Origin of the sequence: Pseudoalteromonas sp. bablab_jr011 (assembly GCF_016464045.1) — a bacterium.
GTDB classification, from domain to species: Bacteria; Pseudomonadota; Gammaproteobacteria; order Enterobacterales; family Alteromonadaceae; genus Pseudoalteromonas; species Pseudoalteromonas lipolytica.
The window spans coordinates 1-23,450 of sequence record NZ_JACDWU010000332.1; the positions used below are offsets into that span (position 1 = coordinate 1).

General features: G+C 41.4%; 21 protein-coding genes and 1 tRNA gene. 13 read left to right on the plus strand and 9 right to left on the minus strand.

All coding sequences use genetic code 11. The features are described from left to right. Both JIG41_RS22030 and JIG41_RS22035 read left to right on the plus strand, forming a co-directional pair. The coding region (locus JIG41_RS22030) for a GlyGly-CTERM sorting domain-containing protein (RefSeq protein ID WP_199524317.1) at positions 1-265 on the plus strand (265 nt) is incomplete at its 5' end. A gap of 511 nt (positions 266-776) precedes the next feature. Further along, positions 777-1,619, plus strand: coding sequence for a MipA/OmpV family protein (locus JIG41_RS22035; protein WP_199525480.1), 843 nt, complete (start codon positions 777-779; stop codon positions 1,617-1,619). Here the strand turns inward: JIG41_RS22035 and JIG41_RS22040 are convergent. The 3 genes from JIG41_RS22040 to JIG41_RS22050 are packed head-to-tail and all read right to left on the minus strand — an operon-like array spanning position 1,603 to position 3,880. Then, entirely contained in the window at positions 1,603-2,793 is a 1,191-nt protein-coding gene (locus tag JIG41_RS22040; RefSeq protein ID WP_036970642.1) for an ATP-binding protein, read from the minus strand. The genes JIG41_RS22035 and JIG41_RS22040 overlap by 17 nt on opposite strands. Then, positions 2,790-3,479, minus strand: a complete 690-nt coding sequence (locus JIG41_RS22045) for a response regulator transcription factor (RefSeq protein ID WP_036970639.1) — start codon at positions 3,477-3,479, stop codon at positions 2,790-2,792. The genes JIG41_RS22040 and JIG41_RS22045 overlap by 4 nt, the downstream gene beginning before the upstream one ends. Continuing rightward, the gene (locus tag JIG41_RS22050; RefSeq protein ID WP_036970636.1) at positions 3,479-3,880 is read right to left on the minus strand and encodes a DUF3019 domain-containing protein; all 402 of its coding nucleotides are present in this window, start codon (positions 3,878-3,880) and stop codon (positions 3,479-3,481) included. The genes JIG41_RS22045 and JIG41_RS22050 overlap by 1 nt, the downstream gene beginning before the upstream one ends. 536 nt (positions 3,881-4,416) lie before the next feature. Here JIG41_RS22050 and JIG41_RS22055 point away from each other — a divergent pair. Both JIG41_RS22055 and JIG41_RS22060 read left to right on the plus strand, forming a co-directional pair. Then, positions 4,417-5,118 (plus strand): DUF3581 domain-containing protein, encoded by a 702-nt coding sequence (locus JIG41_RS22055; protein WP_036970634.1) that lies wholly within the window; start codon positions 4,417-4,419, stop codon positions 5,116-5,118. A gap of 93 nt (positions 5,119-5,211) precedes the next feature. Then, positions 5,212-6,447 (plus strand): DEAD/DEAH box helicase, encoded by a 1,236-nt coding sequence (locus JIG41_RS22060; RefSeq protein WP_036970629.1) that lies wholly within the window; start codon positions 5,212-5,214, stop codon positions 6,445-6,447. A 206-nt stretch (positions 6,448-6,653) separates the two neighbouring features. Here the strand turns inward: JIG41_RS22060 and JIG41_RS22065 are convergent, their stop codons facing one another. Beyond that, positions 6,654-7,610: a methylenetetrahydrofolate reductase gene (locus tag JIG41_RS22065; protein WP_036970627.1), complete on the minus strand. Its 957-nt coding sequence runs from the start codon at positions 7,608-7,610 to the stop codon at positions 6,654-6,656. A 257-nt stretch (positions 7,611-7,867) separates the two neighbouring features. Between JIG41_RS22065 and JIG41_RS22070 the strand changes: the two genes are divergently transcribed. Continuing rightward, positions 7,868-10,753 (plus strand): pitrilysin family protein, encoded by a 2,886-nt coding sequence (locus JIG41_RS22070; protein ID WP_199525481.1) that lies wholly within the window; start codon positions 7,868-7,870, stop codon positions 10,751-10,753. Between the two features lie 19 nt (positions 10,754-10,772). On the opposite strand, the gene JIG41_RS22075 is transcribed toward JIG41_RS22070, so the two are convergent. The 3 genes from JIG41_RS22075 to JIG41_RS22085 form a co-directional block, all read right to left on the minus strand. Beyond that, positions 10,773-11,714 (minus strand): sensor domain-containing diguanylate cyclase, encoded by a 942-nt coding sequence (locus tag JIG41_RS22075; protein ID WP_199525482.1) that lies wholly within the window; start codon positions 11,712-11,714, stop codon positions 10,773-10,775. A 404-nt stretch (positions 11,715-12,118) separates the two neighbouring features. Continuing rightward, the gene (locus JIG41_RS22080; RefSeq protein ID WP_036970624.1) at positions 12,119-12,436 is read right to left on the minus strand and encodes a helix-turn-helix transcriptional regulator; all 318 of its coding nucleotides are present in this window, start codon (positions 12,434-12,436) and stop codon (positions 12,119-12,121) included. A gap of 3 nt (positions 12,437-12,439) precedes the next feature. Further along, positions 12,440-12,844 carry a hypothetical protein gene (locus JIG41_RS22085; protein WP_065978449.1) on the minus strand — a complete coding sequence of 135 codons (405 nt, stop codon included), beginning with the start codon at positions 12,842-12,844 and terminating at the stop codon, positions 12,440-12,442. Between the two features lie 32 nt (positions 12,845-12,876). Between JIG41_RS22085 and JIG41_RS22090 the strand changes: the two genes are divergently transcribed. From JIG41_RS22090 to JIG41_RS22100, 3 genes are all read left to right on the plus strand, one after another. Further along, positions 12,877-13,050, plus strand: a complete 174-nt coding sequence (locus JIG41_RS22090; RefSeq protein ID WP_155950843.1) for a hypothetical protein — start codon at positions 12,877-12,879, stop codon at positions 13,048-13,050. Positions 13,051-13,182: 132 nt separating this feature from the next. After that, positions 13,183-14,007, plus strand: coding sequence for a serine O-acetyltransferase (gene cysE / locus JIG41_RS22095; protein ID WP_036970620.1), 825 nt, complete (start codon positions 13,183-13,185; stop codon positions 14,005-14,007). Between the two features lie 34 nt (positions 14,008-14,041). Beyond that, positions 14,042-14,701, plus strand: a complete 660-nt coding sequence (locus tag JIG41_RS22100; protein WP_199525483.1) for a hypothetical protein — start codon at positions 14,042-14,044, stop codon at positions 14,699-14,701. An 11-nt stretch (positions 14,702-14,712) separates the two neighbouring features. On the opposite strand, the gene xseA is transcribed toward JIG41_RS22100, so the two are convergent. Further along, complete coding sequence (gene xseA / locus JIG41_RS22105) at positions 14,713-16,047, minus strand: exodeoxyribonuclease VII large subunit (RefSeq protein WP_199525484.1); 1,335 nt, start codon at positions 16,045-16,047, stop codon at positions 14,713-14,715. Between the two features lie 135 nt (positions 16,048-16,182). Here xseA and guaB point away from each other — a divergent pair, with 135 nt between their 5' ends. The 5 genes from guaB to rimI all read left to right on the plus strand — a co-directional run bounded on the left by guaB (position 16,183) and on the right by rimI (position 20,358). Further along, positions 16,183-17,652 (plus strand): IMP dehydrogenase, encoded by a 1,470-nt coding sequence (gene guaB, locus JIG41_RS22110; RefSeq protein WP_036970614.1) that lies wholly within the window; start codon positions 16,183-16,185, stop codon positions 17,650-17,652. A gap of 101 nt (positions 17,653-17,753) precedes the next feature. Next, positions 17,754-19,331: a glutamine-hydrolyzing GMP synthase gene (gene guaA, locus JIG41_RS22115; protein ID WP_036970611.1), complete on the plus strand. Its 1,578-nt coding sequence runs from the start codon at positions 17,754-17,756 to the stop codon at positions 19,329-19,331. 146 nt (positions 19,332-19,477) lie between these two features. Beyond that, positions 19,478-19,554, plus strand: a tRNA-Trp gene (locus JIG41_RS22120). Between the two features lie 68 nt (positions 19,555-19,622). Continuing rightward, complete coding sequence (locus JIG41_RS22125; protein WP_036970608.1) at positions 19,623-19,925, plus strand: hypothetical protein; 303 nt, start codon at positions 19,623-19,625, stop codon at positions 19,923-19,925. Further along, positions 19,912-20,358 (plus strand): ribosomal protein S18-alanine N-acetyltransferase, encoded by a 447-nt coding sequence (rimI, locus tag JIG41_RS22130; protein WP_065978446.1) that lies wholly within the window; start codon positions 19,912-19,914, stop codon positions 20,356-20,358. The genes JIG41_RS22125 and rimI overlap by 14 nt, the downstream gene beginning before the upstream one ends. Positions 20,359-20,361: 3 nt before the next feature. Here the strand turns inward: rimI and JIG41_RS22135 are convergent, their stop codons facing one another. Continuing rightward, positions 20,362-23,016, minus strand: coding sequence for a hybrid sensor histidine kinase/response regulator (locus JIG41_RS22135; RefSeq protein WP_182396153.1), 2,655 nt, complete (start codon positions 23,014-23,016; stop codon positions 20,362-20,364). Between the last annotated feature and the right edge of the window lie 434 nt (positions 23,017-23,450).

Here is a 23,450-nt window from a genome sequence, read left to right on the forward strand (position 1 = left end):
GGAAGGTCCTGGTGTAATAGCAAGCCCGACATCAGCAGTTACAGAAGTGTCTGGTTTAAGCGTTGGAGAGCATCAATTTACAGTAACAGTAAGCGATGGTGTTGACGCGATGGAGTTAGGTGTTTCAGTAACTGTTACTGCGCAAGAAGTGACGGTACAACCTGAAGTAGAAGCGAAGTCGAGCTCAAGCGGCTCACTTGCATGGCTAACACTTCTAATGGCAGGTTTTGCAGGCTTAAGACGCCGTAAAGCAAAGCGCAGCTAATCACTCCCTAAGTGTGTTATGTGACAAAGGGCCTTCGGGCCCTTTTTTCGTTTGTGTACTCTGCTCAACATAAAAGGATGTGGCCTATATGTCGTGTTTACTTCGCTTTTTAGTCAGGCTGTTTTATTAACGTTTGCAGTTAATTAAAAATGGGGGCAAAAGCCAGATTGTAAAAGGGGGAGATAGGGAAGGTGAGTGTTTATGTTACTCTTTTGTAAGGGAAAATAAGTCATCTTAGAAAGATGGGTTTTTATCTTATAACTAAAAGTAATAAAACGATTGAAAATCCTCTGTAGCAAAATGTACAGAGTATTTCATATTTTTTTCAGTGTGTTAGTTTGAAGTAAGTGAGGGATTAGCCCCGCATTAACATAGTTGTTGAGTGAAAAAATTATACAAAAATGTGTGCAAACGCTATGATCGCACCCAGAAGGGTGGAAACCTGTGGGTTATTAATCGTGTTTAGGCATCATTATAATCATTAATAATGCTATTAAGGTGAATTAAGTTGATGAAAAAATTGCTTGGCTTACTGTGTTGTTTAACGACGTCTATCGCTTATGCGCAGGGAGATGTAAAACAACCACAGTTGATAAAAAAGTCGACAATTCATGCCAGTATTACACTAGGATACGGTGGTATAGAGAACCCTGTTCTTGGTGCGGATAACGTCACGTCTCCTGTTTTACCAAGCGTGGCTTATTATGGTGATGATTGGTACTTCGACGACTTTTCGCTTGGTTACAGCTTAATCGAAACCCCAGATTTCTATGTCGATTTACTCGGCCGCTTTAACGATGATGGTTTCTTTTTTGAGTTGGATGGTATCGATAAACTGTATGCCACGGGTGTTATTAGAACAGGCACTGATAGACCAACAAGACCCTCAGCTTCACCAATAAACCTGACCCCCATTGAACGTGATTTATCGTATATGGCAGGGGTAGCCTCAGCGGTAAACGTGTACGACTCTGTGTGGTTAAGTGCTGCATATTTTCACGATGTAACGCATGTACATGACGGTTATGAATTACTTTTGACTGGCTCTCGTGAATTTAAATTGTTTTCGGGTATCGCGGGTATAGAGGCCGGCGCGACCTATAAGAATGAAGAATTAATCGATTATTACTACACCGTATTACCATCAGAAAGTGTGGTTCGCTTACCTAAATATGATTTAGAGAGTGCGGTTAATTATCACTTAAAAGTAAGTTATGTATACCCACTGAGTGACAGTTTTAGTATCGACTTTAAGCTTAAACACACGTGGCTTGATAGCCATTTGGCACGTTCACACATGATCGAAAAAAATGGTTACTTTTCGGGTTTTGCTGGAATTACTTACCACTTTTAGGCCAGCGTATTGCAATTTCAGCCCCACCGGTGTCTGTGTTGTTTGCAAGTGTTATGACCCCACCATGCCAGCTGGCAATGCGATGCACAATGTAGAGCCCTAACCCATAGCCGCTTGCGAGTTTATCCCCTTCACCTTGTTTAAAAGGCTCTATGAGTGCGTCAGCATTTATAGGCAGTCCGGGCCCGTCATCAGTCACACTAATGGTATAAAAATCACTTTCTTCCGCGCTGTGTATTAAAATGGTGTGTTTTGCGTACTTAGTGGCATTAATCAGCAAGTTTTGAACGGCAATGGCCATAAAGCTTGCTTCGCAATAGGCATTTACTACGTCTAATTTAACGCTAAACTTAAGCTCTTTGTAGAGTTCAAATTTGTGGATCTCAGTCTCAATCAACCTTGTCAGGTTGGTTTTCTCTTGATTAAAGACACTTTGTTGATGCTCTAATCGTGCAAATGACAAATATTGTTCAAGGCGTAATTCAATTTCATCGATATCGCGTTCTATTTGAATACTTTCTTCTGTTTCACATTCAGAAATCGACAGTGCAAAGCGCATTCGCGAGAGTGGGGTACGAATCTCATGGGAAATAATGCGTGATAAATCATTATGAAGTTGTACAAACTGTGTGATGCGATCAGACATATGAGTAAAGGTATTTGCTAAAGGCGCAATGGAGGAGTTTGGTTTGATATCCAGCTCAATACGTTGCGGCTTTTTACTGAAACGGTATGCGGCACGTTGCAATAACCCCAAATCACGAAATACAGGGCGAATAAAGGCTAAGATCATGGCTGCAAGCAAAATGTAAAATGCAAAAAAAGCGAGCCAGTCATTTTTACTTTGTGAAATAAGCGTAATAGGGCCGACTCTTTGTATTGCGCCATTATCGCTCTTCAAATAAACAAATTGTTGGCCGTTTTCATTGACACTGATAATGCCATCTCTGTCGAATGATGCCTGTAAAGAGTCAGGTAAAATTAACTCATTTTGATTAAATGCGTTAATACGCGTGTCTTTATGTTGAGCGATGAGTGCTAATTCATCCACACTGAGTTGAATACTAGGGGTTTGCTCTAAGAAAAACTGATTATAGAGTTGGCCAAATGCAAGCACTAAGGCAATTAAACTTACGGTGATGATTAAATAAAGTTTAAAAAACTGCTGCTTCATATTTCTGAAATATCCAAGCTGTATCCTTTACCTCGCACAGACTTGATATCTAAAGATTCTTTATGATCTTTAATGGTTTCTTTTAGTTTTTTCCTGAGTCGACTGATTTTTAAATCGATAGCACGGTCAAGACCGTCGTACTCACGACCGATAATATGTTTGAACAAGACTTCACGTGAAACGGGTTGCGGTGAGTTTTTGGCAAGGTAGGCAATAATTTCAAATTCACTGTCGTTCAGGTTAAGCGCTGTGTTATGGAAAAAGATATCTCTTTTTTTATTATCGATGCGCAAAATATCGTTTTGCTTAGAAAAGTTATCTTGGCCAACAGAGTGGGTAATAATGGTTTTAATTTTGGCCAGTAGTAATTCAGGTTTGATTGGTTTTAAAAGATAGTCATAGGCGCCCAAATCTAACCCTTTAATTTGTGATTGCACTGAATCTAAGGCGGTTAAAAAGATCACCGGACAGCTGAACTTTTCTTTCAGCTGCGAAATTAGTTCAAAACCATTACCATCTGGGAGCATTATGTCGCAGATAATAAGTGATGGAATAAAGGTAATTTCGCTTTGGCGATATGCCTTTGCAGTATTAAAAACATCAATTGTGTAGCCATGCTTCAATAAATACGTTTGAATTAAGCTAGCTAGCTTTACATCATCTTCAATCAAAAAAATATGGTGCATTATAAACTCCAGCCAAAACGCCGTTTAATACGATAATCTTTAGCTTCATAGTTTGCTATTGAAAGTAATTGTTGTTGAACAACTTCATTGTTTATCGGATTTATTAGTTTAACAGTCAGCGGGTGCTCGGTTTTTATTATAAATTTTTCAATAATTAAGCCGTTTTGTGTATAGCACTGTGTGTACTGTGGGCGTTGTGTTACCTCTAAGCAAAGTTCTTTAAATGGGGCTAACCTAAAGTGAACTTGAATATTAAATTCACATACTTTTTGTTTTGTATCTGTTACACACACAATGGGTGATACTTTAAAAAAAGGCTGGTCTGTACTTTCATCGGCCAGCAAATTTGCTGAAAAGCACAAACATAAAAACAGTAATGACCAGCTTAATCGGTTTATCATTTAACCAAGCCCCTGTTTTCTAAAAGTCTTTTTTTCAAAGTAATTTTAACCATTGAACGCTGGTGTAACGTACCTATCTCAATATGAGAGCTCATTTTTATGCCGCTTATTATAATTATGATTATGCAGCCTATGAGTGGCAATTACACGATAAAAAACGTGTTCATCATACCTTATTTACCGTTCCCGCCACAAATAGCACTAAGAACTGCCAGCGCTTTCAGACCTATTTGTGTTATTGTCGCCACTTCTAAGTTAGCGCCTTGTTTTAAAATAGAATCTGAATTTATATTTAGTTAAAATTAATAACTTTTCATTACGCTCTGGCGCTGCTTTAGTGTTCACTATTGTTGTTCATTTGTTAACTGTTGCGTACAAATTGATACAAAGTTCATTTTAGATATAAAAACCAACATTTTAGTAATTGTAGCTAAACTCTCGCTGAGCGTGTGACTTATATTTAACAGATTCGACCTCTCCTATAAATTTTTCTGGTAGTATAGGCAGGTTATAAGCAGTTTAAGCAGTGAACAATTATGTTAAGTCCATTTTATCAGCAACATGCTGATTACGTCTCTATTACTCGTGAGCAAGGTTGTCGTTTTGCTAAGTCCGTGGCAGATGACTTTAATCCGTTACACGACAAAGATGCCAAAAAGTTTTGTGTACCTGGCGATTTACTTTTTTCGCTTGTACTCAGCCGTTACGGGATCAGCGAAAAGATGGAATTCACTTTTGCTGGTATGGTTGATGAGACATCAAAGCTCTCTTTTCCAGAAGGCGCCGATGAATTTGATATCACTGATGGCGATAAAGTAATGCTTAAAGTGAAACGTGAGGGTGCGGTCAGTCAATGTCCAGATTTGATCAATAGCTTAATTAAAAACTACGTTGAGTTTTCTGGTACCACTTTCCCGCATGTGATCATTCCATTAATGGGTAAGCAAGATGTAATGATCAATCCAGCACGACCTATGGTTATCTATGAGTCAATGCTCATTAATTTAGACCGACTTGATATTACGTCACCAGCGCTGCAATTCGCGGAGCCTGATTTCACTTATACAGGTAAGCGAGGAAAAATCACCTTACGTTTCGATTTATTAGAAAAGGGTGAAAAAGTCGGGTCAGGCGAAAAGCACATGGTGGTGTCAGGTATTCGTGAATACTGCCAAGCAACCGTGGATGATCTGATTGCGTTTTATAATCAACGCAAAGAAACACTTAAACCTGCATAACGGCAACGCTTGTAAGAAAAGGCGCTTTAGCGCCTTTTTTGTTTTTAGTGTTGCGCGTACAATAGACGTTTTACAGTAATTGTGCACCCTATCATGTCAGTAACCAGCTTTTCAGAGTTAAACCTTGCGCCTGAACTCCTTTCAGCATTGCAAGCAGAGAATTATCACACCCCAACGGCTATTCAAAGCCAAACTATCCCGCTTATTTTAGCCGGGGTTGATGTTATGGGAAGTGCACAAACAGGCACGGGTAAAACAGCTGCCTTTGTATTACCACTGCTTGATAACTTATTGCGTGAAGAGCCGCTGCCCGAGGCTGTAAAAGTTTTAATCCTGACACCAACGCGAGAGCTTGCACAGCAAGTATTTGCCAGTGTTGAGCGTTATGCAGCTAATACACCTATTAAAGCCGCGCTTGCTTATGGCGGCGCCAGTATTGGCCCACAAATTAAAGCCATTAAAGGTGCGCAAGTTGTGGTGGCTACACCAGGACGATTACTTGATCATGTGATTAAAGGGAGCATTAAATTATCTGCCATTAGTGCCCTTGTTTTTGATGAAGCAGATCGCATGCTTGATATGGGGTTCATTGATGAAATAAAGCGTATTCTTCGTCATGTTCCAAAACAGCGCCAAACCTTACTCTTTTCAGCCACATTTGATGACAGCATTTTTGAGCTAAGTAAACAGTTGTTGAATGATCCTAAGTTAGTTGAGGTTGATAAACGCAATTCGGCTGCTGTTGAAGTTGAGCAGATTGTGTATGCGGTTGATGAGGATCGTAAACGCGAACTCGTTTCACATATGATCGGCATGAAAAATTGGCAACAAGTACTTATATTCACCCGCACTAAACAAACGGCCGATAGTCTGGCAAAAGAAATGTGTAAGGATGGCTTAAAAACAGAGTCTATTCACGGCGATAAAAGCCAAGGGGCGCGAGACAAAGCGCTGCAAAATTTTAAAACGGGTGTCACTCGAGTACTTGTCGCTACAGATGTTGCGGCGCGTGGCCTTGATATCGCCTCATTAAAGTATGTGATTAACTACGAACTACCTTATGTTGCAGAGGACTATGTTCACCGTATAGGGCGGACAGGACGAGCAGGTGAAACTGGGTTGGCCATGTCATTAGTGAGTATTGATGAGCAATGGTTACTGGATGAAATTGATGTTTTATTAGATACACGCTTAACACCACAATGGCTGCCAGGGTACGAGCCTGATTTAACAAAAGAGCCAAAACAAGTCCGAAAAAACACGAATAAGGCACGACGCTCTCGTGACAAAAAACGTATATTAGGGCAAAAAAATCCTAGGCGCCGATAGATTAAGCTGTATCAGTGCTAATTTAAGGGAGCCTAAATTAGCACTAATCAACACGCTAATAGCATAAAGTCGTGTGTACATTAGCTTGGTGAACAAAAGCGTTTAATGAACTGTTATGCTTACCCGCATTTTCTTTGCTAGCGACCACGTTTTCTTGTTTTAAAATCGCTGTTAATTAAACGTATTGGTATAAACGCGCACATTATTTAAGCGATTTGTTTTTCGGCTAGGTTTAATTCCATGGTTGCTTTAAGTAAGCGGTAAAGATTAATTGACGCATCAATTTCTTCTTTACGGTTTGTTAAGCTCTCAATATTTAAACCAAGTGGCACCGCTAAATGTGCGCAGCTTTGTAATATGAGGTCAAGATTTTCACGGCAAATGCGTACTGACTCACTCAATGGATTTGCAGAATCAAGCATGCGCCATTTTGTTGCCTCCGGTACAGAGATACCCAGCCACTCCATAAAATCTAACGTTTTCTCACCACCACAGGGTGTAAACGTTAAAATTATACGCTTAGGTGCGATGCCTAACGCTTTGCAGCTACGTGCATAGCTAGTGATTAAATCAATGGTTGCTTGTGCGTTGTAGACGGCTTGTGAAATAAAAAACTTACAACCTTGCTCTGTTTTTTCTAATAGACGGTCATGCTCGTTACGTTTGCTTGCATGGCGTTCAGCAATAGTCACACCGCCAAGAAACACATCATTGTCTTGCTTAGCAAGGGTGTTATAAGCATCAGGTAAACTTAGTTTGATATCACCATGCGAAGATGGGCTGCCTACCAAGACTAGATTTTTTAAATCAAACTCATTACGTGTTTCGTGTAGCCAATCGGTAAATTCAGCTTCACTGCGCTGGGCAACACTTTTGTAGGTAATAACATCTAAATGAGACAGGCTACGCAACAAATGGCTGTACTCACGTGGGTCTACGGTTTCTTTAAATGGAAACGGACGCGGCTTTTCTGTACGGCTGCTTTCATCTTGAATGTCGTAGATAATGACACCATCGTATTCAATTTCATGAAGGCGACCCAATAATTTTTGTGCAATGGTTTCAAGCATGGCTTTATCAGTGCCTGATTTAGGCGGTGTGGTACCAATCAGGTATACACCCTGATTGGTGTCTTCAATTTTCTCTTGTAGTGATAAAGCCATAATCCTCATTCCAGCTCGTGCCTGCGTCTATGGGAAATAATATAGCAGCCATTTAGACGTCTAGATAGATTTTTCTGTTGAAAGTTTTTCAATGAGCATGAATTTAATTCAAGTTGGTGGTGGGGTGTTATCTTAAATTGACACACCTGTTTACATTAATTGTGCCCTTGACCCTCATATTTTCCAGTACTTTCATGCATAATCAAACACAACTGATTATGAGAAAAATAACTAACAAGTAAAATTAAAGGATCATTATGAAATTTAGATTATTAGCGACCAGTGTTGCTGTAACGCTTGCTCTTAGCGGGTGTGCGACGAATTCACAATCAAATATGGTTAAAGAAGTCGAAATAGAACAGGTTGTCAGCCAAGAAGATAACCGTGTATTTAGCCAAGATTACGTTTTAGAAGAACTAGAAAATGGTCTTCGTGTCATGGTGGTAAAAACGGATTACCCCGATGTTGTTTCATTACAAATTCCCGTGTCGGTAGGTTCTCGTAACGAAGTAGAAGAAGGCAAAACGGGCTTTGCTCACTTTTTTGAGCACATGATGTTTAAAGGCTCAGAAAAATTCCCACAAGACGTGTATTCAGATATTTTAAAAAACTCGGGTGTTGATAACCGCGCGTATACTACTAATGATTACACCAACTATCATTTAAACTTCTCAAAAGAGCACCTTGATAAAGTGCTTGAAATTGAAGCTGATATCTTTCAAAACCTCACGTACAGCGAAGAACAGTTCCGTACAGAAGCCTTAACAGTGAAAGGTGAGTACTTAAAAAATAATGCCAGTCCAATTCGTAAATTGCTTTCAGCAGTGCGTAACGAAGCATTTGAGAAACATACTTATAAACACACCACGATGGGCTTTTTTGAAGACATTGAAGCCATGCCAGATCAAATGGCTTACGGGAAAGAGTTTTTCGCAAAATTTTATAAACCAGAATATGTATCGTTGGTCATTGTTGGTGATGTCGACCCTCAAGAAACCATGGCAATGGTGAAAAAACATTGGGGTAACTGGAAAAAAGGTGATTACCAAGCAGATATTCCAGTAGAGCCAAAGCAACAAGCGCCAAAATATATACATGAGCAAAATGACGGTTTACCAGGCCATTGGTTGCTTGTATCGTATAAAGGCACTGCGTGGGATCCAACGCAAAAAGATCGCGCCGCACTTGATTTAATCTCACAGCTTTATTTCTCAAATAACTCAGCGCTTTATCAAGAATTGGTGGTTGATAAGCAAATCGCAAGTCAAATGTTCACTTATAATCCTGATACAAAAGATCCGGGGTTATTGCATGTCTTTGTAAAAGTAGAAAACGAAGCCGATCTTGCAAAAGCACGTGATGCCATTAACCGCACATATGTACAAGCACGCACTGAGCTTGTTGATGCCCAAAAACTGGCAGACTTAAAATCAAATTTAAAATACAGCTTTATCAATGGGCTTGATTCATCGCAATCAATCGCCTCGACACTTGCAAGCTACATGCATTTTGAGCGTGATCCAGAGGTAATCAATCAGCTCTATGCGACTGCCGATAGCATCACCCCAGAAGACATTAAAGCGATAGCGAATAAATACTTTGTTGATTCAAGCCGAACTACAGTGACGATGTCGGCTTTAGATAACGTGGCAGGATTTGAGCAAGAAGTTGACCTAAACGCAGCCGTTGCAAGTACAGAGCAAGCGCCAACAGAGCGTCATTTTAAAGTGCTCGATAAAACCAACAGTTCACCATTGGTTGATGTTAACTGGTTATTTAATACCGGTGCCGCGGCCGATCCAGCAGGTAAAAAAGGCGTCGCCGCATTAACGGCAGCCATGCTTGCGAAAGGTGGCTCAGAAACGATGAGCTATAAAGACATTCAAAAAGCGTTATACCCACTCGCGGGTAGCTTTGGGTATCAAATCGATAAAGAGATGATTTCGTTGCGCGGTCGTGTACACAAAGACAATGCGACACAGTGGTATGCGCTTGTGAGTGAACAATTACTCAACCCAGGTTTTAGAGAAGATGACTTCAAACGCCTGAAAAAAGAGCTTATCGATAGCATTAAAGCGGGGCTTAAAGCATCAAACGATGAAGAGCTCGGTAAAGAAGTGCTTTATCATCAACTGTATAAAGGCCACCCATACGAAAGCTATAACTATGGTGACTTATCTGATCTGGAAGCATTGACGCTTGATGATGTAAAAGCGTTTTACGACAAGCAATTCACACAATCAAAACTAACCGTAGGTTTAATTGGTGCGATTCCAAGCGATGTAAAATCGGCGATGCTAAAAGATTTAACATCGCTGCCAGAAGGCAAAGAAAGCCGTTTAGTCATTCCCGATGCGCCAGCACTGAGTGGTCACCATGCCACCATTGTTGAAAAGTCGGCGCAATCAACAGCCGTGTCATTTGGTTTCCCAATAGAGACGATTCGTAGTAGTGAAGATTGGACTGCATTATGGCTAGTGCGTTCATACTTTGGCGAGCACAGAAGTTCGAATAGCTTCTTGTATCAGCGTATTCGTCAAACCCGTGGTATGAACTATGGTGACTATGCGTACATTGAATACTTCCCACGTGGTATGTTCCAAACTAAGCCTGATGCGAACTTAGGCCGCTCTGAGCAAATTTTCCAAGTATGGCTGCGTCCATTGCGCTCTAATAACGATGCGCACTTTGCAACCCGTACCGCGTTATTCGAGTTAGATAAGCTTATTAAAAACGGCATCAGCAAAGAAGATTTTGAAGCAACGCGCAACTTCTTAATTAACTTTGTGCCACAAATGGTTGCAAGCCAAGACCGCCAACTAGGCTACGCGCTAGATAGTGAGTTTTATAATACAGAGAGCTTTGTTGACTATGTACGTGGCAAGCTTGAAAAGCTAACACTTGAGGATGTGAACCGTGTTATTCGCGAGAATCTGCAAACCGACAATATTCACTATGTGTTTATTACAGGTGACGGTAAAGACATGCAAAAGCGCTTAGCGTCAGAGCAAACATCGCCTATGGTTTATAACGCAGAAAAACCAGCAGGACTTGTCGCGGAAGACAACGTGATTGCTGATTATAAGCTCGCTATTCCAGCGAAAAATATATCAGTCGTTGATGTAGAAAAGGTGTTTCAATAACACACAATAGAGTGCTCCTTTAGGGGCACTCTTCTTTATTTGTTTGCGGGTAGTGATCAGCAACAACAAGTTTGTTGCGGCCAGTATCCTTCGCTTGATAAAGTGCATTATCAGCCATTTCGATCAATTGCATGGCATTATCAGCGACGTTTGGCACAAGTGTTGCCAAACCAATACTGACTGTTAAAGGGTGGCCAGCCAGTTCGGGGAGCTTTAATGCTGTAAGCTCGGCCATAAAACGCGTTAATAGCATTTGAGCCTGTAAACAGTGAGTATTTCCCAACACTAATATAAATTCTTCGCCACCGTATCTTGCACATAAATCGCCAGGTCTACGCGCGAAGTCGGGCAGTATTTTTGCGACTTCTTTTAGGCAAGTGTCACCAACGACATGGCCAAAGTTATCATTGAGAAGTTTGAAGTTATCTAAATCAATCATCGCCAGCGATATGGGAAGTTTGAGTCGCATGCAGCGGCTCCACTCTTGCTCATAAAAGTCATCAAAATGACGTCGATTAGCAATTTGTGTCAGACCATCAATGTGCGCTAACTCTTGAACTTGCTGTTCAGCAAGTTTTCGTTCAGTGATGTTTAAATGACTAATCACCACGAAACGCTGCGCATTATACTCCAGTGGCACAGCACGCATCATAAACCAGCGTTTTTCGATGTCGCTATGACAAGGGTACTCTAAGTAAAATTCAGGTTCTTGATTATTGATGACTTTATTGAGACCTGCTAAGGCTTTTATTCCAAAATCATCGCCTTGTATTGCGGCTGACTTGCAGATAGCTAAGTAATTTTGTTTCTGCCATTGAATATCACAGTCACAGTTATTCTCATCGCCAAACGTTTGCCAACTGCGATTAACAAATATGATATCGCCCAGCTCATTGATAACAACGATATGCTCTGAGATGGTATCAAGTATTAATTTCAAAAATTCTTTTGATTCAACCACATTGGTTCCTGACCATGACTACTCAATTAAGATTAGCAATAAATGCTGAGTTTTCACTGTTGTTGATGTAAAAAATAATCCGAAGCACTTAATTTATTGCGCAGTTCATTTTACTGCATTGTGAAGGTGTTACAACAGGGAATAAGTCGATACTTCAAACAACAGTGAAACAGGTTACTCATATTTTTAAGTAACCTGTTTTACGTAATAGAGAGGCTGTTGAGTCGGTTTTAAGGTTTTGCTATTTAGTTTTCTGCCGGAATCACACCAAGGCTCAACTCTGACAGTCAATCTATTTGTTATAACAATGCGCCAACTTTCACACCGATAGCTAACAACAAAGCTGCTGCAATAAAGGCGATGAGTACTACGTGACCACGCTGTTCTTTTTTCATCGTTTACTCCTAAAAAATAACAAATACTGTTGCCATACCCAATGCAAAACTAACACACGATGAAGCTGCAACAATTGCGGCCAAGTTTTGCTTCGATACTGCTTTTGCTTCGCTTTCAATGGCTGGTTCATCGTCTAGTTTGATAAGCTCACCTTGGCGTACTTCAAATACCGCACATAGGCTCATGGTGGTTTCTTTTGATGCCGCACCTTCTTTTTCAACGCGTTGAATGGTTCGTAGGCTCACATCACAGGCGTCGGCCAACTGCTGTTGTGTCCAGTCGAACTTAAGCCTTAATGTTTTAATTGTATTAGGGTTTAATTGCATCACTTACTTCCCAATAAACGGCTCGATAAGTGTGATAAAGGCAAAACCAAAAATAGCCCCCCCAATAAAGCAACCTAAGGTAACCATAGCAACTTGTTTTGGGTTATCAGTCAGTGCGGTTTGCGTGCTTTGCTTTACCAATTTGCCAGCTTTAAAAAACGAACATTCAAGCTTGCCTGTTAGCATATTTTGCATCTTAAATTCGACTGCATACGCATTATCTTGGTAGTTAAAGTCGTGACGACTTTTAAAGCCGAAGCTGCGCTTTTCACTAACCAATTCATCGTTTACATATATTTCTTCTTTGCCGCTCATAATGTGACCAAAGCATGCGATTTGGTTATCACCATCTTGAAAGTAAAGTTTATAACCTAGTTTATGTGAGTTTAGTACGTCGTTTTTCATCATCGTTTCCTTGTTAAGTTGATGATGTAAATTTAATGATTATTTTTGTTTTTTACGCCGTCAGCGATACGCCAGTCCCTATTTTGGCATATGACAGCCAAGATGTCATATTGGTTTTGTTATTGAAATATAAGCGAATTATTTTAAGTGGTTCGATTGATGTTGTATCGGTCACTGTCGTATTGGCTTGCACTAAAATAACCGTTTGATAACAAAAAAGTAGCGATGACACTCTGGTTATTAGATATAACCAGAACAAATAAACAACGGGTTAGTACATCTTGCTACAAATCCGTTAAACTTAGGGCATAGCAGTTAGGTACAACCAGAAAGGCAAAAATATGCGTCATGAAATTTGGCAACAGCTTCGCGAAGAAGCAAACGAAGTCGTTACTCGCGAACCATTATTAGCAAGTCATGTTTACTCGTGTGTGTTAAATCATGAGTGTTTGGGGTCGGCGCTGAGTTTTATTGTTGCTAATAAGCTGGCAGATGCCGTCGTGTCAGCATTTACTATTCGTGAATTATTTGACCAAGCCTTTGTAAAATGTGACTTAATGCTAACGCATGTGGCCCATGACATAAAAGCTGTTAAAGATCGTGACCCCGCAGCCGATAGTTATTTAACTGTGATACTTAACTTAAAGGGCTTCCATGCAATACAAGCACACCGACTCGCACATTGTTTATGGCTGCAAAACAGAAAAGAGCTTGCTCGCTTTATTCAAAGTAGAACCTCAGAAGTATTTGGCGTTGATATCCATCCTGCTTGTAAAGTCGGTCATGGTATTATGTTTGACCATGCAACTGGGATTGTAATTGGTGAAACCGCGGTTATCGAAGATAACGTATCGATTCTACAGTCTGTGACATTAGGCGGTACGGGTAATGAGCAAGGCGATCGCCATCCTAAAATTCGCGCAGGCGTTTTAATTGGCGCGGGTGCAAAAGTACTTGGTAATATAGAAGTCGGTGAGGGTGCGCGTATTGGCGCAAACTCTGTGGTATTGAGTCCTGTTCCTGCCCATACAACGGTGGTTGGGGTGCCAGCTAAAGTAGTCGGTAAACCAAACTGCCCATGCCCCGCAGAAAGCATGAATCAAAACTTTTTAGATGATAGTGCAGCCACCCCTAGCAATGAATCGCATACGAGTGCTATGTTGTAATTTCAATTACATTGTTATTTAAAGGGCAACGGAAGTGTCTAAATTATCTTTAGGGTTAGTCGTTGCAGCGTCTTTTTTATGTGGCGCTGCTGCGATGTCGTTCTATCAATCTTTTTCTGCTACAACAACGTCTGACATTGAGCCAGCAGCGCCGAGTGTTGCTGGTTATGAACCGCATGAAACTTCATCTGTGAGCATTAAAAAACCTGAAACCATGAGCGCTCAAAATGAGCCACTCAACAAGGCGCCTATAGAATCCGCTACGGCAACTGAGCTTGTGCAACAAATTGAAGAGTTACAGCAGCAAGTGGTAAATCAGCAAACAATTATAGCCAGTTACAAAGCGGCGGTTGTCTCACCTCAACAGATTAATTCGCGTACCGAAGCATTGCACAGTTTATTAGAAGAGCAGGCGCGTGATGAAGCATGGGCGTATCAAACAGAAACGGCCATGGCAGACTTTCTCATCATGGCCGATTTACCTGTACAGCCAGATATGACTGTTGCCAACTGTAAAACCTCCGTCTGTGAATTTAAATTGCAACAGCCTGAAGGGGTTGATTCACTTCCTGCACATTATTGGCGAAATATCAGCGATAAGTTGATGGAGCAAGGCTGGTGGAAGCAGTTTAAATACTCTTCTTCCACATCAAGCGACGATACTCTGAGCATCATTGTTAGTACTGAACAGTAAATAACGCACAGCTAGATCACGTTTGATTTTAATTGGCCGTCCGCTAGTTCAGTTATCAATAATTCCCCTGATTTGATATCAGCCACTGACTTCACAACGTGACCGTGCTCATTTTTAGTGATGCTGTAGCCACGTGCTAGCACGCTTAGCGGACTCACCGAGTCTAAACGGCTTGCTTGCAGTGAAAGGGTGTTACGAGAGATTGAGAGCTGTTGTTGCATAGCTTGCGTTAAACGGCCATGTAATTGCACTAATTGATGTTCGCTTCTGGCCAGCTGCTTTTCAGGTGAACGCTGCATTAAACGCGGTGTTAAGTTTGCAAGAACGCGCTCATAATGCTGAATTTTACCGTTAATAGCGCTGTGCAATGCGAGGGTTAACTCATCTAATTTTTGAGTTTGCTGGTTTAATTGGTTACGCGGATGACACAGCTGCAAACGATGTTCAAACTGTGTCGCAGTGCTGCGTTTAACAGACAGTGTATGTTTAAATGCATGGTGTAAATGCTTCACTAACTGACTGACTTTATTGTGTAGCTCCTGCGTGTTAGGACTAACAAGCTCGGCAGCGGCAGAAGGTGTAGCGGCACGTACATCGGCTACATAATCACTGATTGTGGTGTCGACCTCATGCCCAACTGCGCTGACAATGGGTAATTCACTGGCAAATATAGCGCGGGCGAGTTGTTCATTGTTAAAGCACCATAGATCTTCTAATGAGCCACCGCCACGACCGAGTATTAATACATCAACTTCATGTCGTTGGTTAGCAATATTAATTTTTTCAATAAGTTGGCTGTGGGCATCAGCCCCTTGCACCATGGCAGGGTAAATCACAACTTCAAGCTGCGGTGCGCGACGCTTTAAAACGGTTAAAATATCGCGGATGGCAGCCCCGGTCGCAGAGGTAATGACACCAACGCGGTTTATCGTAGTGGGGAGGGGCTTTTTATGTGCAGAACTAAAAAGGCCTTCAGCGGCAAGGCGCATTTTCAGTGCATCGAATTCTTGTTTTAGTAACCCTTCACCAGCCGGCGCCATATGCTCAACAATGAGTTGATAATCACCGCGCGGTTCGTACAATGAAACCCGAGCACGCACTGTGACTTGCGCGCCATTTGTTGGGCGAAAAGTCTGTCCACGGTTATTGCCTCGCCACATAGCCGCTTTCACTTGAGCTCTGTCGTCTTTTAAAGTGAAATACCAATGGCCTGAAGCCGGGGCAATAAAATTAGAAATCTCGCCCGTTAACACAAGTGATGAAAAGCCTTGCTCTAAAACATGGCGAATTTCCTTATTTAGGCGCGAGACCGTATAAATAGGCTGTGTTGAGTGCGTTAAAGCCATTTAAAACCCCAATAAAATAAACTGCGTCTACTTTATCATAAATAAATGCGGAATTTTATTTACTCATGCGCATAACGCTGATAAAATTTGGCCGCAATTCCTTATACTCAGATCCACATGTGAGAAGTTGCCAAAATGCTTAGAATTGCTAAAGAAGCTCTTACCTTTGACGACGTACTTTTAGTACCAGGTCATTCTACTGTTTTGCCACACACGGCAAATATTTCAACTCGCTTAACGCGTGGTATCAAACTTAACTTGCCGCTAGTTTCAGCATCTATGGATACTGTAACAGAAGCTCGCTTGGCGATTGCGCTAGCGCAAGAAGGCGGTTTAGGTTTTATCCACAAAAACATGACAATCGAAGAGCAAGCTAAAAACGTACGTAAAGTAAAAACGTACGAGGCAGGTATTGTTTCTTTCCCTGTTACTGTGACTGCGGATCTAACAATTGCTGATGCTATCGCGCTTTCAGAAGAAAAAGGTTTTTCAGGTTTCCCTGTAACCGACGCTGACAATAACCTTGTAGGTATTGTTACAAGCCGTGATATGCGTTTTGAAACTAAACTTGAGCAGCCTGTTTCTACAGTGATGACGAAAAAAGAATCGTTAGTGACTGTAAAAGAAGGTGCAGACCGCGATGAAATTTTAGGTCTCATGCACGAGCACCGTATCGAAAAAATTCTTGTAGTTGATGATGCATTTAAACTGAAAGGCATGATCACTGTAAAAGATTATCAAAAAGCACAAGACAAACCTCACGCATGTAAAGACGAACAAGGTCGTTTACGTGTAGGCGCTGCTGTAGGTGTTGGCCCAGGTACTGATGAGCGTATCGCTGCCCTTGTTGAAGCGGGTGTTGACGTATTACTTATCGATACTTCTCATGGTCACTCACAAGGTGTTATCGACCGTGTTGCACAAACTCGTCAAACATACCCAGATTTACAAATCGTAGCGGGTAACGTTGCGACAGCTGAAGGTGCAATTGCCCTTGCTGATGCGGGTGTTGATGCCGTTAAAGTGGGCATTGGTCCAGGCTCTATCTGTACTACACGTATCGTTACAGGATGTGGTGTACCACAAATCACCGCTATTTCAGATGCAGTTGAAGGCTTAAAAGGCCGTGACATTCCTGTTATTGCTGACGGTGGTATTCGTTTCTCTGGCGATATCGTAAAAGCACTGGTTGCGGGTGCATCATGTGTCATGGTGGGTTCAATGCTCGCGGGTACAGAAGAAGCACCAGGTGAAGTTGAGCTATATCAAGGCCGTTACTACAAGTCATACCGTGGTATGGGTAGCCTTGGTGCGATGAACCAAAAAGAAGGTTCATCAGACCGTTACTTCCAGAAATCGAACGAAGCAGACAAGCTTGTTCCTGAAGGTATCGAAGGCCGTGTTGCTTATAAAGGACCTATTGCGACAATCATTCACCAACAAGTGGGTGGTCTTCGCAGTGCAATGGGCTTAACTGGCTGTGCGACAATTGAAGAGTTAAATACTAAACCTCAGTTTGTCCGTGTAACGTCGGCTGGTATGGGTGAATCACATGTTCACGATGTGCAAATCACCAAAGAAGCGCCAAACTACCGTTTAGGTTAATAACCGTAACGTATTGAAATTACATGGGCTAGCATATGCTAGCCCTTATTTATTTTTCATCTCCCCTGTGGGAGAGCAGTTCCTGACTAACGAGATACTCCATGAGCAAAGACATTCACGATTCACGAATTCTCATTTTAGATTTTGGTTCGCAATACACGCAATTAATCGCACGTCGTATACGTGAAATTGGTGTTTACTGTGAGCTGTGGGCTTGGGATGTAACAGAAGAGCAAATCCGCGAGTTTAACCCACAAGGTATTATCTTGTCGGGTGGCCCTGAGTCAACAACGCTTGATAACAGCCCACGTGCTCCAGAGTATGTATTTAATGCAGGCGTGCCTGTACTTGGTATTTGTTACGGCATGCAAACAATGGCAATGCAACTTGGCGGAAGTGTACACAGCTCTGATAAGAAAGAGTTCGGTTATGCGCAAGTTGAAAAAGTAGGCAACTGTGCGTTATTCGATGCTATTGAAGATCACATTACTGATGGCGGCGCAGGCGTACTTGATGTATGGATGAGTCACGGCGATAAAGTAATGGAAGTACCTGAAACTTTCAAAACGACCGCTAAAACATCAACGTGTCCACATGCTGCTATGTCATGGGAAGAAAAGCGTTTTTACGGCGTACAATTCCACCCAGAAGTGACACATACTCACCAAGGTCTTCGTCTTCTTGAGCGTTTTGCGATTGATATCTGTGGCTGTGAAAAGCTTTGGACACCTGCAAAAATCATCGACGATGCGATTGAGCGAATTAAAGAAACAGTCGGTGACGATGAAGTTATCTTAGGTCTTTCAGGTGGTGTTGATTCATCGGTTGTTGCGATGCTTATTCACCGTGCGATTGGCGACAAGCTGACTTGTGTATTTGTTGATAACGGTTTACTTCGTTTAAACGAAGGCCAACAAGTCATGGATATGTTTGGTAACAAGTTTGGCCTAAACATCATCAAAGTAGATGCTGAAGATCAATTCCTTGCAGATCTTGCCGGTAAATCAGACCCAGAAGACAAGCGTAAAGCAATTGGTCATACATTTATCAAAGTATTTGATTCAGAAGCGAAGAAACTGAAGAATGCACGTTGGTTAGGTCAAGGTACTATCTACCCAGACGTGATCGAATCTGCTGCATCAGCAACAGGTAAAGCACACGTAATCAAGTCTCACCACAACGTAGGTGGTTTACCAGACGACATGGAAATGGGTCTTGTTGAGCCTTTACGTGAGCTATTCAAAGACGAAGTACGTAAAATCGGTCTTGAGTTAGGTTTACCGTACGACATGCTTTACCGTCACCCATTCCCAGGGCCAGGTTTAGGTGTACGTGTACTGGGCGAAATCAAGAAAGAATACTGTGATTTACTTCGCCGTGCAGACGCTATCTTTATCGAAGAGCTACACAAAGCTGAGCTTTACCACAAAGTAAGCCAAGCGTTTACGGTATTCCTACCTGTTAAATCAGTCGGTGTAATGGGTGATGCGCGTAAGTATGATTGGGTTGTATCACTGCGTTGTGTAGAAACAATCGACTTTATGACAGCACGTTGGTCACACTTACCTTATGAGTTCTTGGGGGTGGTGTCTAACCGTATCATTAATGAAATTGATGGTATCTCACGCGTTGTTTACGATATTTCAGGTAAGCCACCTGCAACTATCGAGTGGGAATAATCCTTTTATTTCTGTAACTACCGTATAAAAAACGGCGGATTAGCTTGCTAATTCGCCGTTTTGTTTATTTTGAAAGCAGTTGAACCACAAACTGTGTTTTTTTACTTTACCTTTATAAAAAGCTCTATATAATTCATCGTCATTGCAGGGGCGTAGTTCCAATTGGTAGAACAGCGGTCTCCAAAACCGACGGTTGGGAGTTCGAATCTCTCCGCCCCTGCCATTTCTTCCCGCTTTACTTTAATCGCAAATCTCCCTATATTACTTGCTCTTAATCATGATTGAGTTGTTATGAATCCAAGTTACGCTGCGATATTTTCTGTACAATCTTTAGAGTTAAACCAACACTATCGAACAGTGCCTGATGTTCAAGTAGAACATGCGCCAATGTCTGAGCAAACGCCGCTTACACTCTCGTTACAGTTTCATCATGATCTTGAAAAAGCATGTGCTCCTTTGGTGATTACACACGTTGTCAAAGCGCCAAATATAAGCTGGCAGGATGGCTGTTTAGCCTTACCAAGTGAGAAACTTAACAGTGAGCAAAAAAAACAATTGTGGTCTTTAATTGGTGAACAACTTGATAAGCTTTAAGCCTGTTGATGCAAATTATATAACTCAGCTAATGACAATCGAAAATGCCTGTCACAGTCACCCATGGACCGAAAAAACCATGTTGTCGTGTTTAGCTGGACGTTACTTTAATCTTGCCGCTTTTAAAGGTGATGAGATGCTTGGTTTTTACATTGGTGAGCAAGCTGGGCCTGACTACACGTTAATGGATATTTGTGTGGCGCCAAGTCATCAGGGGCAGGGCATTGCAAAGCAGCTTTTAGATGCTTTTATTCATCATGGTGAGCAACAGCACGCTGAGAATCTATTTTTAGAAGTGCGAGAGTCAAACACGCGTGCCATTGCACTATATGAGCGTGCAGGTTTTTCTCATATGTCGGTGCGAAAAAATTATTATCCGACAGCAACAGGTAACGAAGATGCCATTTTAATGGGCTTAACTTTACGCTTCTAGCGTTTAAGAAGCCTTTTTTAACGCACTGATAAGCATTTCGTAACTTTGTTCTATTTGCTGGGCTTGGTTACTGCGTAGTGCCGTTTCGAGTTGCCCCGCAGTCTCATGGATTTCCTCAAAGCTAAAGCAACCCGCACTGCCTTTTAGACTGTGTGCCAGCGAGCGTAATGCTTCCCACTCTTTAGTTCGGTACAACTGCACGACTTGGTTGAGGTAGTCAGGTAATTTAGAACGGTAGTTGTCGTTAATTTGCTGGAACTTCTCACTCTTGAGTAAATTTTCCCACTTGTTTTGACTGTCTTTTTCAATATTTAAATAACTAACCAGCACTTGCTCAAGGGCATTTTTATCAATCGGTTTTGCAAGTGCTTCATCGCAGCCTGCTTCGAGATAGGTGTCAACATCGGTTTTCATTACATTTGCCGTAAGCGCGATGATTGGGCCATCGTAGGCTGCATGGCGCAGCATTTGCGTCGCCTCTAAACCACCCATAACAGGCATTTGCATGTCCATAATAATGAGTTGGTAGTCATTGACGAGTGCCATTTCAACGGCTTCTGCGCCGTTTTTCGCGATGTCTGGCTCAAGTCCCCAGGTCTGTAATAACAGTTTGATAAGCAATTGGTTATCAGGGTTATCTTCAGCGACCAATATATTTGCATCAAAACTATTTGAGGCAAAAGAAAGCTGTAGATCTTTGCTTGGAGACAATTGCTCTAAGTTATGAATAAAGGCGTCATTTTGTTGTTGCTCTGGTTTTAGGTGACACGCAATTTGCACTGTAAAACAGCTGCCTATACCGGGCTCGCTCTTAAGGTAAACATCCCCTCCTAATAGCTGAGCCAAGTTTTTTGAAATACAAAGTCCTAACCCAGTACCGCCAAAGCGGCGAGTTGTTGTGGCATCGGCTTGTTCAAACGGTTTAAACACCCGTTCAACTTCGCGCTCTGACATACCAATACCTGTATCTTGAATCGCAAATTCTAAATATTGTTTTGCACTGTTGTAGCGAATTTCAATGGAGATATGCCCTTGTTCGGTAAATTTCACCGCATTACTGGCTATGTTGATTAATATTTGCTTTAAACGGGTCGTATCGCTGTTAATACTTTTAGGAATTGGCAGGCTGTAGTTAATTGTAAACTCTAATCGTTTTTCGTTTGCCAGTGGGCGAATAATCGAATCAAGATCATGAATTAATTGGACGACTGAGCATGGCCCACACTCTACAGCAAGCTTCTCAGCTTCAATCTTTGATAAGTCGAGAATGTTATTAATGAGCTCAAGCAGGTGTTTTGAGTTTCTTAAAATAGTGCTTAAATGCTGGTCGTCATTCACGGCATCTTTATTGTGTAGTAGCTGTTCGGTAAACCCCATAATGGCAGTAAGAGGCGTGCGAATTTCATGACTCATATTCGCTAAAAAACGACTTTTAAGTTGATTCGCTTGTTCAGCTTGTGCAATGGCTATTTCAAGCTTGTTATTCATTGCTTCAAGTGCTTTTGTACGGCTTTCAACTTTATCTTCTAGGTGGTGTTTATACTCTTTTAACTCATCTTGATAATGACGAATCTGGTTCACCATGTGGTTAAAGTCGTTAAATAATACACCGACTTCATCATTGGTGTGGGCGGGTAAATACACCGATAAGTCACCATCACCAACGCGATGGCTGGCCGCACCCAATAACTCAACAGGGGTGAGTAGTAAATTGCGTACCACAATATAAATTAAAATGGGTAACGAAATAACCGAGATGATCACAATCAGCGCGGTGATTAAACTAATGGCTTTACCAGATTGGTAAAGTAAATCTTTGGGCGTGGTCGATACGTAATAATCGCCATCAGTCATTTGTACCGCATAAATAATACGCTCTTCTTTATCGATACTTGACAGTTCAATGCTAGACAGCTTGCCATAATCGGCCAAGCCTTTAATTTGTTCTAATTCATACTCACTTAAATAGTTGCCCCGTAAATCGTAGTCGGAGCTAAAGAGTATTTGCCCTTTACTGGTTAAAAATAGGTTTAAGGTGTTATTAAAAGGGGCTTCTAAAATACTGGTGTTCAAAATTGATGGTTCAACATGAACAACGATAAAGCCTAACTCTTGGGGTCGTTTTAAGTAATAGTCGATATTGTAAATAGGGTGCACAAAATAAAGACTGGTTGAGCCATCTTCTTTGGGGATCATAAATTGTTGTTGACGCAAATTAGACTGTAGAACTTGATCAAAAAACGGGTAACTTTTAGGTGCAGGAGTTAATTGGCTCGAATAAAACGCATCACTTTTACCTTGCGAGTCAACATAGTTAATGCTGACAATATCGGGGTACGCTTCTGAGTAACTGGCAAATACATTCATTAACTCGCCGAGGTGTTCTATATACTGATTTTTCGAATTAGGCTCGCGTGCTAAAAAATCGGCAAGTACCGGAGAGGTTGATAAAAGGCGAGTGATGGAATGAAATGAGTCAATATAGTTGAAAATTTTATGCTGTTGCTGCTCAACAAAGCGACTCACAATAAGCTCTGCTTGTTTTTTTGTTGAATTGGTCACATTGGTTAACGTAAAGCCACCTAAAAACAACAAAGGTAAGATCACTAATGGCGTGATATACCATAATAATCGAATACTGAGCTTACTGGTTTTCATGACCTAAATTGATATCCCTCCGTGCAATTTGTCAATAGTATGCGTTACAACTTGATTACACAAGCTTAGCAAAAAAGTGAACAACGAAAATTGCTTATCAAGGGGGAATAATTACTTACAATCGCTGCTTTTTTGGCTAAGACAAACAGGGTATAATGCCCGCAATTCTATTTTATTTTTCAGTGCGCACCGAGGCCTCTCGTTTTTAGAGCCGCTAGGTGTGCTTTGTTATGACTAAAAGCAGCTTACATGTCTAATTTAACTACCGAAATTAATAAACGACGCACCTTTGCGATTATCTCGCACCCTGATGCCGCCCAGCCTTTCAACGCTTAAAACCACCTTTCATTGCACACCACAATCACATCTCTACGTACTGAATTTAAAGGCTTTTTGTCTTTTTCTCGTTTCTTTGCTTTTCAATGATGTTCAAG

What these genes read in the sequence shown, in the direction of transcription:
- JIG41_RS22035 (WP_199525480.1), top strand. Translation starts at nt 777, where the DNA reads ATGAAAAAATTGCTTGGCTTACTGTGTTGTTTAACGACGTCTATCGCT.
- JIG41_RS22040 (WP_036970642.1), bottom strand. Translation starts at nt 2,793, where the DNA reads ATGAAGCAGCAGTTTTTTAAACTTTATTTAATCATCACCGTAAGTTTA.
- JIG41_RS22045 (WP_036970639.1), bottom strand. Translation starts at nt 3,479, where the DNA reads ATGCACCATATTTTTTTGATTGAAGATGATGTAAAGCTAGCTAGCTTA.
- JIG41_RS22050 (WP_036970636.1), bottom strand. Translation starts at nt 3,880, where the DNA reads ATGATAAACCGATTAAGCTGGTCATTACTGTTTTTATGTTTGTGCTTT.
- JIG41_RS22055 (WP_036970634.1), top strand. Translation starts at nt 4,417, where the DNA reads ATGTTAAGTCCATTTTATCAGCAACATGCTGATTACGTCTCTATTACT.
- JIG41_RS22060 (WP_036970629.1), top strand. Translation starts at nt 5,212, where the DNA reads ATGTCAGTAACCAGCTTTTCAGAGTTAAACCTTGCGCCTGAACTCCTT.
- JIG41_RS22065 (WP_036970627.1), bottom strand. Translation starts at nt 7,610, where the DNA reads ATGGCTTTATCACTACAAGAGAAAATTGAAGACACCAATCAGGGTGTA.
- JIG41_RS22070 (WP_199525481.1), top strand. Translation starts at nt 7,868, where the DNA reads ATGAAATTTAGATTATTAGCGACCAGTGTTGCTGTAACGCTTGCTCTT.
- JIG41_RS22080 (WP_036970624.1), bottom strand. Translation starts at nt 12,436, where the DNA reads ATGCAATTAAACCCTAATACAATTAAAACATTAAGGCTTAAGTTCGAC.
- JIG41_RS22085 (WP_065978449.1), bottom strand. Translation starts at nt 12,844, where the DNA reads ATGATGAAAAACGACGTACTAAACTCACATAAACTAGGTTATAAACTT.
- JIG41_RS22090 (WP_155950843.1), top strand. Translation starts at nt 12,877, where the DNA reads ATGATTATTTTTGTTTTTTACGCCGTCAGCGATACGCCAGTCCCTATT.
- cysE (WP_036970620.1), top strand. Translation starts at nt 13,183, where the DNA reads ATGCGTCATGAAATTTGGCAACAGCTTCGCGAAGAAGCAAACGAAGTC.
- xseA (WP_199525484.1), bottom strand. Translation starts at nt 16,047, where the DNA reads ATGGCTTTAACGCACTCAACACAGCCTATTTATACGGTCTCGCGCCTA.
- guaB (WP_036970614.1), top strand. Translation starts at nt 16,183, where the DNA reads ATGCTTAGAATTGCTAAAGAAGCTCTTACCTTTGACGACGTACTTTTA.
- guaA (WP_036970611.1), top strand. Translation starts at nt 17,754, where the DNA reads ATGAGCAAAGACATTCACGATTCACGAATTCTCATTTTAGATTTTGGT.
- JIG41_RS22125 (WP_036970608.1), top strand. Translation starts at nt 19,623, where the DNA reads ATGAATCCAAGTTACGCTGCGATATTTTCTGTACAATCTTTAGAGTTA.
- JIG41_RS22135 (WP_182396153.1), bottom strand. Translation starts at nt 23,016, where the DNA reads ATGAAAACCAGTAAGCTCAGTATTCGATTATTATGGTATATCACGCCA.